The 16,669-nt window shown below is 41.5% G+C and carries 9 protein-coding genes; 1 reads left to right on the top strand and 8 read right to left on the bottom strand.

Features of this window, described 5'->3' with window-relative positions; genetic code table 11:
* Nucleotides 1-91 precede the first annotated feature (91 nt).
* Entirely contained in the window at nt 92-3,454 is a 3,363-nt protein-coding gene (gene mfd, locus ACXAGS_RS10250) for a transcription-repair coupling factor (protein WP_474906538.1), read from the bottom strand.
* Nucleotides 3,455-3,609: 155 nt separating this feature from the next.
* Here mfd and ACXAGS_RS10245 point away from each other — a divergent pair, with 155 nt between their 5' ends.
* A complete protein-coding gene (locus ACXAGS_RS10245; RefSeq protein WP_474906536.1) occupies nt 3,610-4,959 on the top strand; it encodes a dihydrolipoyl dehydrogenase family protein in 1,350 nt (449 codons plus the stop codon).
* Here the strand turns inward: ACXAGS_RS10245 and ACXAGS_RS10240 are convergent, their stop codons facing one another.
* The 7 genes from ACXAGS_RS10240 to ACXAGS_RS10210 all read right to left on the bottom strand — a co-directional run bounded on the left by ACXAGS_RS10240 (nt 4,960) and on the right by ACXAGS_RS10210 (nt 16,628).
* Nucleotides 4,960-5,760: a tryptophan-rich sensory protein gene (locus ACXAGS_RS10240; RefSeq protein ID WP_474906535.1), complete on the bottom strand. Its 801-nt coding sequence runs from the start codon at nt 5,758-5,760 to the stop codon at nt 4,960-4,962. It abuts the gene before it with no gap.
* 80 nt (nt 5,761-5,840) lie between these two features.
* Nucleotides 5,841-6,467: a ligase-associated DNA damage response endonuclease PdeM gene (gene pdeM / locus ACXAGS_RS10235; protein WP_474906532.1), complete on the bottom strand. Its 627-nt coding sequence runs from the start codon at nt 6,465-6,467 to the stop codon at nt 5,841-5,843.
* A 97-nt stretch (nt 6,468-6,564) separates the two neighbouring features.
* Nucleotides 6,565-10,917 (bottom strand): endonuclease/exonuclease/phosphatase family protein, encoded by a 4,353-nt coding sequence (locus ACXAGS_RS10230; protein WP_474906530.1) that lies wholly within the window; start codon nt 10,915-10,917, stop codon nt 6,565-6,567.
* A gap of 108 nt (nt 10,918-11,025) precedes the next feature.
* Nucleotides 11,026-13,485, bottom strand: coding sequence for a ligase-associated DNA damage response DEXH box helicase (locus ACXAGS_RS10225; RefSeq protein ID WP_474906528.1), 2,460 nt, complete (start codon nt 13,483-13,485; stop codon nt 11,026-11,028).
* Nucleotides 13,486-13,612: 127 nt separating this feature from the next.
* The gene (locus tag ACXAGS_RS10220) at nt 13,613-13,912 is read right to left on the bottom strand and encodes a GIY-YIG nuclease family protein (RefSeq protein WP_474906526.1); all 300 of its coding nucleotides are present in this window, start codon (nt 13,910-13,912) and stop codon (nt 13,613-13,615) included.
* 77 nt (nt 13,913-13,989) lie between these two features.
* Nucleotides 13,990-15,606 carry an ATP-dependent DNA ligase gene (locus tag ACXAGS_RS10215; protein WP_474906524.1) on the bottom strand — a complete coding sequence of 539 codons (1,617 nt, stop codon included), beginning with the start codon at nt 15,604-15,606 and terminating at the stop codon, nt 13,990-13,992.
* Nucleotides 15,603-16,628: a ligase-associated DNA damage response exonuclease gene (locus tag ACXAGS_RS10210; RefSeq protein WP_474906523.1), complete on the bottom strand. Its 1,026-nt coding sequence runs from the start codon at nt 16,626-16,628 to the stop codon at nt 15,603-15,605. Before ACXAGS_RS10210 ends, ACXAGS_RS10215 begins: the two co-directional genes overlap by 4 nt.
* Nucleotides 16,629-16,669 lie beyond the last annotated feature (41 nt).

The raw sequence follows: 16,669 nt of genomic DNA, 5'->3' as shown, positions 1-16,669 counted from the left end.
CATCAACCATCAACCATCAACCATCAACCATCAACCATCAACCATCAACCATCAACCATCAACCATCAACCATCAACCATCAACCATCAACTTAATTAGCTAAAGGCTGTAGAATACGTAAGGCAACCTCTACATTGGTAATTTTATCCATGGTTAAAAGAAGGCGCAAACCGTTTCTGGTTTCTTTTTCTTTCAGTTTTACCTTGTTTGGATTGGTCTGTACATATTGCAACACACGGGTAAAGGCTGTGGTTTGGTAAAAATCGGATTGCTGGTCGGCAATAAAGTACCCCACAAATTTGCCTTTTTTCATCACTACCTTTTCCAAGCCAATTTTGTTGGCAATCCATTTTACCCGTACAGAATTCAACAAGTCAACGGCTTCGTCTGGTAGGTCGCCAAAACGGTCTTTTAATTGTTGTTCAAATTGCTGTAACTCGATTTCGTTGGTGGTTTCGTTTAACTTAGTGTATAAGTTTAAACGCTCCGTAATGTTATTGATATACTCGTCTGGGAATAACAACTGAAAATCGGTATCCAAAGTAGTTTCTTTAACATAGACTTTTTTACGGTCGTTGCCTTCAACTTCATCATACAGCTCTTTAAACTCGTTTTCTTTTAACTCATCTATAGCTTCAGAAAGAATTTTTTGGTAGGTTTCAAATCCAATTTCGTTGATAAATCCGCTTTGCTCACCACCCAATAAATCGCCAGCTCCACGGATTTCCAAATCCTTCATGGCAATATTAAATCCACTACCTAAATCTGTAAACTGTTCCAAGGCTTCAATACGTTTTCGGGCTTCTGGAGTCATAGATTCGTACGGAGGGGTAATAAAATAACAGAACGCTTTTTTGTTGCTTCGCCCTACACGACCACGCATTTGGTGCAAATCACTCAATCCAAAATTATTGGCATTATGGATAAAGATGGTATTGGCGTTGGGTACATCTAATCCACTTTCAATAATGGTAGTAGAAACCAACACATCAAACTCACCATTCATAAAAGAAATCATGAGTTCTTCTAGATTTTTACCATCCATTTGTCCGTGCCCAATACCAATTTTGGCATCAGGTACAAGGCGCTGTAGCATCCCTGCTACCTCTTTTATATTTTCTATTCTGTTATGGATAAAGAATACTTGCCCGCCGCGAGAAATCTCGTAAGAAACGGCATCTCTTATTACTTCTTCGTTTAGTCCTACAACCCTGCTTTCTATAGGATAACGGTTGGGTGGTGGGGTGGTAATTACAGACAAATCCCTGGCTGCCATTAAACTGAACTGCAAGGTTCTAGGAATGGGTGTCGCCGTTAAGGTTAGCACGTCTACATTTTCTTTTATCGCCTTTAATTTATCTTTTACGGCTACACCAAATTTCTGCTCCTCATCTACAATAAGTAATCCTAAATCTTTGAATTTTACATTCTTGTTTACCAATTGGTGGGTTCCAATGATAATATCTATCTGCCCAGCTTCTAAACGTTCCAGAATGTTTCTTTTTTCTTTGGCCGTTCTAAATCGGTTAAGATAGTCTATGGTCACCGGAAACTCTTCTAGTCGTTTTCTAAAAGTCTTGGCATGCTGAAAAGCCAGAATTGTGGTGGGCACCAATACGGCTACTTGTTTGCCATTGTCCACCGCTTTAAAAGCTGCTCTTATGGCAACTTCGGTTTTACCAAAGCCAACATCCCCACAGATAAGGCGGTCCATAGGGCGCTCGCTCTCCATGTCTTTTTTAAAATCTTCTGTGGCTTTTGCTTGGTCTGGCGTATCCTCATAAATAAAAGAGGCTTCTAGCTCGTGCTGTAAATAGCTGTCCGGTGCATATTGAAATCCTTTTTCCGTACGTCTTTTGGCGTATAGTTTTATAAGGTTAAATGCAATGTGCTTGACCCTGCTCTTGGTTTTTTGCTTCAGTTTTTTCCAAGCGGCAGAACCTAATTTAAACACCTTGGGCGGTGCACCATCCTTGCCGTTGTATTTGCTTATTTTATGTAAAGAATGTATGCTTACGTAAAGAATATCCCTATCGCCATAAATTAATTTTATGGCTTCTTGCTTTTTGCCCTCAACATCAATTTTTTGTAGGCCACCAAACTTGCCAATACCATGGTCTATATGGGTTACATAATCGCCCACCTCTAATTTGGTGAGTTCTTTTAAAGAGATGGCCTGCTTTTTAGAATAGCCATTCTTTAGGTGGAATTTATGGTAACGCTCAAAAACCTGGTGGTCTGTATAACAAGCTAGTTTTAGTTCTTGGTCTATAAAGCCATTGAATATTGGAGTCACTACCGCTTGGTAGTGTACCTTTTCTTCCATGTCTTTAAAAATATCTTCAAAACGCTTGGCTTGCTGCTCCGTTGCGCAGAAAATAAAATTAACAAAACCGTCTTTATGGTTTTGGTTCAGGTTATTGATGAGCAGTTCAAACTTTTTATTAAAGGTAGGCTGCGGCTTATTTTGAAACTGAATTATATCCGTCTGTTCGGTATCCTTGGCATTTAATTGGCCCAATTGAACCAGATTAAATTGATGCAATTGTTCCTGTAACAATGCACTGCTGGCAAAAAGTTCATCTGGCGTAGCGCGTTTTACCTCGTTGCCTAGTTTATTGAAACTTTCTTCCGCACGCTCAAAATTTTCATTAATGCGATTGTAGACCAAAGGCAGGTCTTTGGCAAAAATTACGGTGTTATTGGCTATGTATTTTAGAAAGCTTTGTCTGCTTTCTTGTAAGGTTTTGTTTTCTACGTTCGGGATAATGGTAATTTTATTCACCTTATCCGTAGACAATTGTGTTTCCACATCAAACGTGCGGATGCTATCTACCTCGTCTCCAAAAAATTCTAGTCGGTACGGTTTATCATGACTAAAAGAAAAGACATCTACAATACCACCACGCACAGAGAATTCTCCGGGTTCTGTAACAAAGTCTACACGTTTAAATTTGTACTCAAATAGTACTTCGTTTAAAAAATCTAAAGATAGCGTGTCATCCAACTTAATTTTAAGCGTGCTTTTTTCCAGTTCCTTACGCGTAACTACTTTTTCAAAAAGGGCATCGGCGTAGGTAACAATTAATGCTGGCTTTTTACGGGAGTTAATGCGGTTTAGTACCTCTGCTCTCAGGAGTACATTAGCATTATCTGTTTCTTCTATTTGGTAGGGTCTGCGGTAGCTGCCTGGATAGAACAGTACATCCTTATCGCCTAGTAGTTGTTCTAAATCGTTAAGTACGTAGGCGGCCTCTTCCTTATTGCTCAGCAACACTAAAAATGGCTTTTCTGCTGTTTTAAAAGTGTTGGCTAGGGCAAAAGAGAGAGAAGAACCTACTAGGCCTTGTACGGTAGTTTTTAAGGGCGATGCGGAATCTTGGGTAATAGTGTTTTGCAGTTTCCTAAGGGTAGGAGACTGTTCAAATAGCTGAAGTACGGACGCTTTGGTCAATCCTTTAATTTTTTTTGAGTTGCAAAGATACGCATCGTTCCTAAATCGATGCCATCCATTTTTAATGGAAATGCGTTAGTCCTTGACGCTAAAAATGAACACCTTGCCCTAAATTCTCTTTTTGTAAATTTAGAAGAGACCAATACCGTATTTATATGGAAGCTAAAAAGTTTGATGTGTTTGTAATAGGAAGTGGCATAGCGGGGCAAACCGTGGCTACGAGTTGCGCCGAAACTGGCCTCAAAGTAGCCATTGCTGATAAGCGCGAATTTGGTGGTACTTGCGCCAATAGAGGGTGCGACCCTAAAAAAGTACTACTTGCGGCTACCGAGGCATTACAGCAAATACAGCAATTAAAAGGTATTGGTTTAGAGGGGAAAATGGATGTGAACTGGAAAAAACTTCAGAAGTTTAAGCGTAAGTTTACCAAATCCGTACCCAAAGCAACCGAAGAAAAATTACTAGAAGCCGGTATAACGCTGTACCATCAATCGCCCAAATTTTTAGATAGGAATACCTTGTCCGTAGAAGGTAAGATGATTAAGGCAAACCATATTGTGATTGCAACGGGTTTAGAACCTATTAATTTGCCTATAGACGGGAGCAAACATTTAAAAACTAGTGACGACTTTCTTAACCTTAAAGAACTCCCGGAAAAATTGGTGTTTATAGGTGGTGGTTATGTGGGGATGGAGTTTGCGCATATAGCCGCCAGAGCAGGGGCAAAAGTAACGGTCATAGATTCTGGAGCGTTGCCTTTAAAAACGTTTGATCAAGACTTAGTGAAGCGTTTGGTGGCTTACTCTAAAACCTTGGGAATTGAATTTATCATGAATGCCAAGGCAAGCGCCGTAAAAAAACTAAAAAAGAACTATAAAGTTTATTATAAGCAAGGCGATAAAAAGTACCATTTAAAAACCGCGATGGTATTTAATACGGCGGGTAGGGTACCTGCTTTAAAAGCGTTAGACTTGGAAAAAGGTCGGGTAGATTTTAATGCAAATGGTATAGAAGTAAACACCTTTCTCCAAAGTAAAAGTAATGATATGGTGTATGCCTGTGGTGATGTGGCAGATAGTAACGTGCCCTTAACCCCGCTATCGGGTAGGGAAGGCTATGTGGTTGCAGAAAACATCATCAAAAACAGCAAAAAACGAATAAATGTGCCGGTTATTCCTTCTACAGTATTCACCTTACCCAATTTGGCTTCTGTGGGGTATAGCGAAGAAGAAGCTAAAAAGCGCTATAAAAATGTAATTGTAAAGTCTGGTGATGCTAGCAGTTGGTTTAACGCTAAACGATGGAACGCTCCAGTATACGCTTATAAAATTTTATTGAATGAGCGTACACGAGAAATTGTGGGCGCACACCTTTTGGGTCCGGATGCAGGTGAGACTATTAATACTTTTGCCTTGGCGATAAATCATAAAATGACGGAGGACGATTTACAGGGCACTATATTTTCTTACCCATCTTGGGTGTATGATACTAAAAGTATGGTGTAGTTATTTTAAGCCCCAGCGTTCTTTACATTTTTCTACCGGGCTTGTGGCTCTATTTTTATAAGCATGGATTCCTGTCGCAATAAATAAGATAATTGCACCACCTAAAGCAGTAAATGCGATGCTTGTCATAGTGGTTTTATGGCGAATGTAAATAGCCACCAATGCCCAAACACCTACCAAGACAAATTCTCGCATGTTTCTTTTTAGAATGATAAGTAGGTTGATGCTTACCGCAGCAACAATCATAACAATAGTCCATGTTTCTTCAGAAAGTGGACCACCGGTCCAACCCAATTTGGTCAAGTAGGCCGAAACGTTAGCGATGGTAGCCACCGTTATCCAACCAGAATACAAGCAAATGGGCCACCATACAAAAGCGATAATTTCTATGGGAGCATCCCAGCATTCCATATCCGTATTTCTTATTATCTGAATCAAGGAAACCAAAATTCCGAGCATGATAAGTACGGAGAGTCCAACAAAGTCATAGCTAAAAGCTACTACCCAACTCGCATTTAGTAAATTGGCTAAAGCGAACCAAAAGCCAGTTTGTAAAATAAACTCATCTGTCTTTTTGCTAAAAAACGCCCGTCTAATCTGAAAAACCGAAAAGGCAATCAAGCTAAAAAAAATGATGCCCCAAATAGAGAAGGCATAACCGGCCGGCGTAAAAAGGTTGTCGTATTTGGCGCTAACCTCACCAATAGTAGTATTGTTTAAGCGATAAATTTGAGAAAGTGCATTAACCAATAGTACCAATACTACGGATAATGCATTTATGATTGTTAGTCGTTTTACCATCGGTGCCAATTTAGTCTGGAAAATTAAGGAAATAGCAGTGCTTTGTTGGTCTGGATTGCTATAAAAAGGTGTCTTTTTGGCTATACTTTAATCACTTGTTGGTCTGCCAATACAAAAACTTCGTCTTCTGGTTTGGGTGTCAAAACATACGTTCCTGTGAACTCTCCAAATGCAGGTAGAATGAGTTGCTTGTCCGTTTTATAAAAGCAGGGGAGTTTAAGCTGTTGCCGCCCAAACCCCTTTAATTTAACCGCAGGGTGTATGTGCCCGCAAAAATTGTAGTAGCCTTCTCTTTCATCTGGGAGATGCGTCAATAGCAATCCTTCCGAGAGCAACTCCTCATGCAATTCAATGCCCAACGCTTCAAACTTTTCTGGAGCAATGATGTCGTGATTTCCAGTAATTAGTGTGATTTTAGCCGGAGTCTTTGCTACCCAATTTTCAAATAACAACCATTCTTTGTTTAAGGAAGAATGGAACAAATCGCCTAAAAAACAAATTTCAAAAGGTTGAAATGTTTGGATGACTTCATCTAGCAATACATAATTCTGGTGTACCGCTTGTTTTGGTACTGCAGCGCCAAATTTTCTAAAATGAGATACCTTTCCCAAATGCACATCGCTTATAAATAAGCACGACTTTTCGTGCCAGAAAAGTGCCCCAAAAGGATGTAAAGTAAAGGTTTGATTTAAAATAGTAATCTTCATTGAGCAACTGCAAGAATCAGGGTGGCAAAGATACGAGCCAAAAAAAGAACGCCCAGCATTATGCCGGGCGTTACTTAATATCTGGAAAGTGTGTATGCTATTCTTTTATCAATTTAATGCTTTCTACTACCTCCCTACCTTCATAAATATTTAAAAAGTAGATGCCTTTGTAAAGGTAATTTAAGTATAGTTTTTGACTTTGACATCCTTTTCTTATCCAAGTTCGGTATACCACACGTCCGTAGCTATTAAAAACAACTGCATAGTATCGTTCTTGAGTAGGTGTGCTAAAGTTTATTTGGGTATAAGAACTAAACGGATTTGGACTCGCGGTAATTACCTGCGCTACAGGGGGTACATTCTCACAACTACCCAAAGTAGCTCCTTTTTCCAATAAACGTGCTGCTGCTCTTTTGGAAACACAAAGGCTTCTGCCTTTAAAACAAACAGTAACTTTAGGGTTTCTGTAGTTGTTGCCACAACTCACGTCTTCTACAGTTACCGTAATATCTTTAATGGTTTCGCAACCGTTGGCATCGGTAACCGTTACGCTATACGTGGTGGTTTCTTCTGGGCAAACATGTATTTGCTCTGTAGCTTCACCCGTATTCCACAGGTAGTTGTAGGGTGCAGTGCCACCCATAGTTTCCAGAACGCTAAGGGTAGTGCAATTGGCATCATTATAACCAACAAAAACCTTAACGTCTTCGGTAGTAATCACGTCTAAAGCCGCTGGCTCCATGAGGGTAAAACTGGTACTCACGCTAGCAGAAAGCGCATCTGTAATGGTAACGGTATAGTCGCCAGCTTCTAATCCAGAAACGCTTGGTGTGCTAGCGCCATTACTCCAAACATAGGTGTAGGGAGCCGCACCACCAGATACGTTTACACTTGCTGTACCATCGGCAGCAGCAAAACAACTAATATCTGTACTTGCCAATTGCTCCAAACTTAGTGGCTTAATAAGCATACGCACAGAAACAGGGAAGTGGTCCGATGCTGTGCTGGTATAATCCCCATCGTAAAATTCGTAATGCACACGGGCAGATTGCTCAATATAATTAGGAGCCACTTCATTAGAAACCAAAATATGGTCTATCATGTTTTCTCTGAATGCATAAGACCTAAAACCTTGTTCACTTAAAACATCTGTAAGTACATCAAAGTTGGTAGCGTCTGCTACATAGGCTTCGTAACTAGAAACGGTGGTGTTAATACCATCTGCAACCGTCTCGTCCACATCATCATTAAAATCGCCTAACAAAACTAAATTGTTAGTAGGGTAGTATTGGTTTAAGCTATCGCGAAGTACTTCAACATCATACTTACGCATATCATAACGTTCTTGCGGTCCGTTACTACTGTTTGCTCTAGCGTGTAGTACGATAAAATCGTAAGCAACCTCCGTACTATCAATAGTTACTTGGGTAGACATCATAAACGGTAAACGGCCACTGGCATAAAAGCGGTCTGGAGTACTAGGATAATCGTTTAAGAATGATGTGTCACCGCCATTGTAATAGGGATGTACACTTTCTAGTAACACCTTGGTATCCGTAATACTTACCGTACTGTTCTTATAAATAAAACCTACTTTTTGTTGGTTGCCAGATGTATCGTCTGGATAAGATACGGCTGGAGAAAGTATGTAGCTGTATCCGTCCAATTCGTTAACCATTGTAGTAAACAGCGCTTCATCTGCTATCTCTTGTACGGCTAAAACATCAGGGTTTAATTGCTGAATAATGGTCTTAACACTGTCTTTTTGTATCGCATCTGAATTAAGAGTACCGGCGGCCGGAGAATTACTGTCATCTCCAAACCATTCTATATTCCACGTGGTAATTTCTAAAGTACTGGCAAGGTCTACTGGTATAGGCAAAGGTGGATTCTCATACGGTTGCGCACAGGCCAAATCGGTGCGTTGTCTTGGTAGCAACTGATAGATATCGCGAAATTTACCAACTACTCCAATAACTTCTCCACAATTTTCTGGTTGTGCCAAACCAACTAATGCGGTTACGTCATTGTCTATGCGCATTTCGCCAGTACCACTCGCATCTGTAAGTTGGTAATTGCTATTGCCAAACAATAAATCATTTGGTCTAGGGAAGGTAATATTGTTGATTCTTACTAACTGTCCATCATATTGCCCTAATTGGTCTATGGTTATCGATGCTGGAATAATGGGTTCTGTAGGTGTGCCGTTCGCGCTTACCGAGGTAACCGGCCCTAATTGTAATTGTTCGTTAAACGAACTACGAACTGCGGTAACGGTAATACTGTCTCCAATCTGGAAAAGCCCTTCGCCATGAACTTGAGGGTCAAAAATGGCAATACCCGCAGTAGCATCTTGTAGGTATGCAGAACCACCAAATTCGTCCGCTACGGTTAATACGCCAGTAACGGTAACCAAAGTGCCCTCTGCGGCATTTCGTGCTTCGCTAATGCTAATTACATCTGGATTTTCATCCACGCCACCGTCACCAGCATAGGTTTTAGCAGGGTAAGGTATGCTTGCTGTGGCATTACTAGTGGTGCCATCCAAAGCGTTGGTGCCACTAAAACTCCAATCGGTTAAAACAAAAGAACCGTTATTTAATGTACCTGTGTTACGGTAGGCCCATCCATCTAAATACTCCCATGCTTGTCCTGTACCATCTGTGTTGCTATCCCCAAAAACATCTATAATTTCATTGTTGTAAAATAGTTCAACGGCATCATCCCCATTAATTGCTAAGGCTCCAGAAGTATAATCTGGTGCAAAGCCTAAGTAGGCGGTAAAATTATCGGTCTCAGAAGCTATGTAGATGTAAGTTCCTGCAGCTACGCTTACCGCCGGAAAAGTAAATTCTTCCCCATCAGTTCCGCCACCGTTGTTGGCAGAACCAACACCATAGCTACTTAAATTAGCAATGGTATTTCTTGCATACAATTCCATAGCTTTTGGCGTGCCGCCAGAAAGTGGGCCATCTATAACCCCAGTAATTAATAAATCGGGTCCAAAAGCTTTAGTAGGGAACGGTGTAGTTGCCGTGGAATTATCCGTGCTGCCGTCTAAAGCATCGGTTCCTGAGAATATCCAGTTGCTTGGGTCAAAAGAACCACCATTAGCTATGCTATTGTCTTTACGATACGCCCAACCGTCTACATGGTCCCAAGCTGTACCTGTGCCATCGATATTGATATCGCCAAAAACGTCAATAACATCACCATTTAAAAATAATTCTATAGCATCATCGCCATTAATCCCCATTGCACCTGTGGTGTAATCGGGTTCAAATCCAAAGAAGTTGATAAAGCCATCAGTTTCTGAAGCCACGTAGATAAACGTACCAGCAGGTACGGGAACCGCATCAAAAGTAAATTCTTGTCCGTCTGTACCACCACCGTTATTGGCAGAACCCAAACCATAGCTAGATAAATCTTCAATGGCAGCGGTAGTATATAATTCTACCCCTTTAGGTACGCCGCCAGAAAGCGGCCCGTCAAAAACGCCTGTAATAATAAGGTTTGCACTTATTGGGCTGTCAGATTGAGTTTTAGCAGTAGTAGTTACTCCAGTAGAATACTCAAAACTGTCGGAAGCCGACCAAATTTTGTAGTAGTACGATGTATTAGGTATTAAACCTCCATGATTAAAACTACTGTTATTTCCAGAAAGTAAAATGGTACTACCATCGCTTAATTGTTCTCCGGGTAGGTAAGGAATACCGTCCTGTGGAGTGGCAGTGATAGGGCCTGTAGTAGAAACTGCGACTAGAACAGCGTCATTTTCTGCATTTAGCGTCCATGACAAATCTATAGCGGTAGTACTTGTGGCAGCACTGTTGAAATTAGTAGGATTGGTAATGAGATCTACTTGACCACCTCCATAAGATGCCGTAGGAAAAGGCAATGGCGCATTGGCGTTGCTTGTTTGTCCATCTAAGGTATTAGGGCCACTGTACGTCCAATTGTCCAATACAAATGTTGCCCCATCTGGGCCGGTATCACTTTTACGATATGCCCATCCGTCTAGGTACTCCCAAGGTTGCCCAGTTCCGTCTGTGTTGATATCGCCAAAGGTATCAATTACAGTGCCCTGGTAGAATAATTCTATAGCATCATCTCCATTTATATTCGCTGTACTATCTACGTAATCTGGAGTAAAACCAAAAAAGGAAGCGAATTGTACCTCTTCTGAAGCTATATAAATAAAAGAACCCGCTGTTACACTGGTTACCGGAAAAACAAATTCTTCGCCATCCGTGCCTCCGCCATTATTGGCAGAGCCAAGACTGTAAATACTAAGATCGGCAATATTATTAACGGCATAAAGTTCTACCGCTTTTGGTAGTCCGCCGCTGAGTGGGCCGTCTATTACCCCTGTAATTCTTAGGTCTTGGGCTAGGCCGCTAAAACCAAAAAAGAGGGTTGCTAAAAATAGTAGCGCGTAATTTTTTTTCATATAGTGGGTTTTAGAATAAAAAAGCGCTTAAAGGTGCAGCGTTTTTGTGTTGTAGAGGTGTGCTAAAAATTAAGGTTAGGTTAACAATTTTAACACATAGGCGAACCGTTATTTGGTAAGCATGCGAGTCATACGCTTAATACGGTCTGCCAGTTTTTCTGATGATAGTTTTTCTCGCAATCGGTCGGTGATGATAGGAAAAGAAAAGGGAGTAGGCTTTTCGCAATTTTTCCAAATAATGTTTTGCTGCGCGATGCGTTCCAATGCCAAGCGTAAACGGCCTTCTTCCAATTGATGTTCAAAAGTCTCTGTAAATGCCTGTTGAAACAACAAGTTATCTGGCTCGTAATCCCGAAAAACATCAAACAACAATTGCGAACTACTTTGTAGATGCTTCATTTTTACCCCTTTCTCTGGATAGCCGGTAAAAACCATTCCGCTGATTACCGCAATATCACGAAACTTACGCCGTGCCATTTCGTTGCTGTTCAGGCTCTTTTGTAAATCGGCCAGCATATAATCCGTGGTAAATAAATCATTGTCCAGAACCGCTTGTATATCGATTGGTTTGTCGCTTAGCATCTCAAAACCATAATCGTTAAAGGCTAATGAGGCGGTAATTGGGCTCAATAAACTGATGCGATAGGCAAGTAGGCTACTCATAGCTTCGTGTACTGCACGACCCTCGAAAGGATAAAAAATATGATGGTAACCGTCTCGGGTTTTGAATGTTTCTATGAGAAATTCGTCCGGTTTGGGGACTTTGCTTTCTTGACGTTGCTTATCAAAAATAGGTTGTAGTGATTTCAATTCCGCCCCCTGTAATTCGTCGGCAGCAGCTTTATAAAGTTCTTGGCGAAGCAATTCGGACATTTGGGCACTAAAACTAAGTCTGCCGCCCATCCAACTGGGTACTTTGTTGGTTTTTTTATTCGAATTTAGCACGTGGGCCTGCATGCCTTTAATTCGAATGAATTCTAAGTTTCTACCCGCAAAAGTAAAAACATCGCCTTGCGTTAATTTAGAAATAAAATATTCTTCAATAGAACCAATATAGCCTCCTTTTTGATAACGAATGCTGATGGTGGCATCGCCAACAATGGTCCCAATTTGAAATCGATGCCGCATAGCTACTCCTCTATTGTTTACCTTAAACTTACCGTCTGCTTCTACTTCCACTTTTTTGTATTCGTCATAGCTGCTTAGGCTTTGGCTGCCCATGACCAAGAAATTTAAGAGCCATTGCCATTGTTCTTCCGTGATGCCCTGGTAGCAAAAGGTCTGCTGAATTTCAGGAAAGATTTCTTCAGGGTAAAATCCATCCGAAACTGCTAAAGTGGTTAGGTATTGCAACAACACATCATAACTGTTGAGGTAGGGTAGGCGGTCCTCCACCGCATTTTCCTTAACGGCCACCTGTAGAGCAGAAGCCTCTATCAATTCCATGGCATGTGTAGGCAAAAAGTGGATAACACTCTCTTTGCCGGGTCGATGTCCACTACGCCCTGCACGTTGTAAGAAACGAGCCACGCCCTTGGGGCCACCAATTTGTATTACCGTTTCTACAGGGGCAAAATCTACACCCAAATCCAAGCTGGAAGTACAAACCACAGCTTTTAAGCTTTCGTTACGGATGGCCTGTTCTACCCACAAACGTGTTTCCTTGTTTACACTGCCGTGGTGCATAGCCATTTCCCCAGCGAATTCCGGATACTTTTCCAAGATTTTCTGAAACCAAATTTCGCATTGACTGCGGGTATTGGTAAATAGTAAAGTGGTTTTACTATTGTTGATGATGGGGACCACTTCGTCTAACAAATGCAAACCTAAATGCCCACGCCACGGAAAGGTTTCCATTGTTTTGGGAATGATGCTTTTTACAGTAATTTTCTTTTGTAAGTTGGCACGTACCATAACCGAATTTTCCAATTCCGGACTCGTAGGGCCCAGTAACACTTGTCTGGCCTGTTCCAGATTGCCAATGGTTGCAGAAATGCCCCAAATACGTAAATCTTTGCAGATAGTTTTAAGTCGGCTAAGGCCCAATTCCATTTGTATACCACGTTTGGTTCCTAAAAGTTCGTGCCACTCGTCTACCACAATGGCAGAGCAGTTTTTAAGAATCTTTTTATAATCCTTGGAAGACAGTAGTAATTGTAAACTTTCTGGTGTGGTAATCAGCAAATCTGGCATTGTTGTCCGTTGCTTGGCGCGCTCCTTGGTACTGGTGTCTCCTGTACGGATACCTACCGTCATCTGGGTACCCAAATCTTCCGTAATGCGTTCTGCGGATTGCTTTATTTCTTGAGAAAGGGCACGTAGCGGTGTTATCCAAATGGCCTTTAATCCTTTTTTATGTTTGTTCTTGTAATCCGGATTTTGTTTGATGTAGTTTAGAACGATGGGAAACCAAAGCGCATAGGTTTTTCCACTGCCGGTAGGTGCATTGAGCAGGCCGTGTTTGCCCGCCAGAAAAGCTTTCCAGGTTTCTTTTTGAAACGGGAAGGGTTTCCAGCCTTGCTGCTGAAACCAATCTTGGGCGATATGGAATAATTCTTTTTGGGTCATATTTTGCGAGGAGCGAAGCGACGAAGCAATCCCTCTATTTTACTAAGCGAAGCGACGAAGCAATCCCTCTATTTTACTAAGCGAAGCGACGAAGCAATCCCTCTATTTTACTAAGCGAAGCAAAGGCCTATTCTTCACTATCCCTCCATTCTAAAGCTAAGTCGTTCCACTTTGGGTTTATCGAATTTATTAAATCTATTTTTCGTTTTCGGTTTCCTGCTTTAAGTTGTTTTTCTCTTGCAAATGCATCTTTAACCATATCAAACTTTTCAAAATATACTAGCCAGGTACAATTGTATCGTTTGCTGAATGCGTTTTTGTATTTTCCATTTTTATGTTCACTTATTCTCCGTTGTAAATCAGTTGTTGCGCCAACATACAAAACGGTCTTATTTTTATTTGTCAAGATGTAACAATACCCGGGCATTAATAGCTATTTGTTAGTATTTTAAACAGATTCCTTCGCTTTGCTCGGAATTACGTCTCGTAATCAGCTTATTTAACTTATCCCTCCCCATTCGGTATCAAAGCTTTTAAATCTTCCAAGCTATTGGCTTCTTCAATTTTTTTGTCTTGGCGCCAGCGTAAAATTCTTGGGAATCTTGTGGCAACACCGCTTTTGTGTCTTTTGGATAGTGCTATGCCTTCAAAGGCAATTTCAAAAACATGATGTGGGGTTACGCTGCGTACTGGTCCAAAGCGTTCCAAGGTATTTTTCTTTATCCAGGCGTCTACTTTTCGGAATTCTGCATCTGTAAGCCCAGAGTAGGCTTTTGCAAAGGTGACCAACTCTTTTTCGCCTTCTTCATTTTTGTCCCAAAGGGCAAAAGTATAATCCGTGAACAGGTTACTGCGCCTACCATGACCGCGCATGGCGTAGGTGAGTACCGCATCTATGGTTAATGGGTCTACCTTCCATTTCCACCAATCGCCTTTTTTACGGCCTACCAAATAGGGCGAATCGTTTTTCTTTAGCATGAGGCCTTCACTGCGTTTTTCTCTGGACGTTTCCCTTTCCGCGGCTACTTCTTCCCATGAGGTAAAGGCCATTTTTTGGGATAGCAATAAAGGTATTTCGTTAGCTGAGGTTACTTGACTGTACAGTTGTTCTAGAAGCTTTCGCCTTTCTAAATAGGGTAATTCTCGGCAATCCTTACCTTTCCATTCCAACAAATCGTAAGCTTTTAAAACAACAGGAGTCTTTTTAAGCAACGCCTTGGACACGGTTTTGCGCCCTATACGGGTTTGTAAATCGTTAAAAGTGCCAATCTCCCCATTAGGATAGGGTAGAATTTCACCGTCTAAAACGGTACCGTTGGGAATTATACCCACAAACGCTTCAAACTCCGGATATTTGTCCGTTACCAATTCTTCGCCACGGCTCCAAACAAAAAATTCATTGTTACGAAGAATCACTTGTGCTCGAATGCCATCCCATTTGTGTTCAAAAGACCATTGGGTAACATCACCTAAATCCTTGGGTTCATCTTCCAAGGCATATGCCAAATAAAAAGGATAGGGTTTGGAAAGGAAATCACTTGCCTTTTCTTCCAATACCAAATCTTGGAAACTGATGGTGTTTGGGTCCCAATTTCCCATTAATTTATAAGCCAGGATATCCTCATCTATACCGGTAGCTTTCGCCAAAGCTCGGGTCATTAATTTTTGACTTACCCCAATACGGAAGCCCCCCGTAATGAGTTTGGTAAATACAAAACGGCCGTAGTAATCCAATTGTTTCCAATTGGAAAAGAGGTAGGCTTTTTTATCCGCATCTTCCTGTTTTTTAAGCCAAATCATTTCTTGTAGAAACTGGGTTAATGACTTGTCTGTCGCGGTTTCGTCAGAAGGTACTACTAGGGCAATGGTTTCTGCCAAATCACCCACAATATGGTAGCTTTCCTCAAAAAGCCACAGCGGAATATTCGCTAGCTCCGAAGCCCATTCGCGCAACAATGTGGTATTTACAGGTCGCGGAGGTCTTCTATGAGACAAAATGGCTATTGTCCAAACTTTGTCTTGGTTTGGTGCGGAAGTGAAATAATTGGCCAAGGCAGTCACTTTTACATTGGTCTTATTGGTGCCGTCCAAGGTTTTTATAAGTTGAGAGAAGTGCTTCATACCGATTCTTGAGTTTCCGGTTCTGCGTTCACTTCGGCATTTTCTCCTTCAAACTGTGTAGCTTCTGTACGGGCATCATACCCTAAGTCGCGCAAGTACTTCGAAAAAATATCGGTATAACCGTGGGTGCAGATTACCTTTTCTGCCCCGGTGTCTTTAATCGCTTTGAGTAATGATGGCCAATCGCAATGGTCGCTCAATACAAAACCTTTGTCTATAGCGCGTCTACGGCGTGCACCCCTAAAGGCCATCCAACCACTGGCAGATGCCGTAACAAAGGGCACCATTTTACGTATCCACGTGCTACCGTGGGCAGAAGGCGGCGCTAGCACCAAATTGCCTTTTATGGCCTCCTTTTTGGTATCTCTTGTAATCAATTCGGTTTCTGGAAAATCTACTAATGGCCGCAATACTTCGGTCATATTTTCAATGGCACCATGGGTATAAATTTTGCCAATGTTGGGGTCTAAATGCTTTAGCAGTCGTTGTGCCTTACCCAGGGAGTAGCCAAAAAGAATAGAGGTTTGTCCGTTAGCTTTGTTTTGGGCCCACCAGTTGTTAAGATCCGTAAAAACTTCGGTTTGCGGCCGCCATAAAAAAGCAGGTAGGCCAAAGGTACATTCGGTAATAAAACTATGGCATTTTACGGATTCGTAAGGCGTGGCTACGCCATCGTTTTCTAATTTATAATCCCCGGTAAACACCCAAATTTCTCCCTTGTGTTCTACCTTAATCTGGGAAGAGCCAATAATATGCCCAGCAGGGTAAAAGGTGAATTTTACATTGTTTACGGTAAAGGGTTTTCCCCAGTTTACTCCAGAAACATTGATGTCTCCTAGCCGATGTTTTATAATAGGCACGTTACTGTTATGGGTAATGTATTGTTGGTGGCCCCAGCGGCTGTGGTCTGCATGGCCGTGGGTAATCAAAGCTTTGTCTACCGGTTTCCAAGGGTCTAAATACACCTTTGCCGGATGGCAGTAAATGCCTCGGTCCGTAAATTCCAATAAGGGTTTTTTCATAGCAGTGTGAATTTACGAATTCTTTCTAGCATTTCGTACTG

The sequence above is a fragment of the Croceivirga sp. ABH4_376 genome (genome assembly GCF_056160685.1).
Note: the sequence above shows the minus strand (reverse complement) of the source record. Positions and strands in the feature narration are given on the sequence as shown.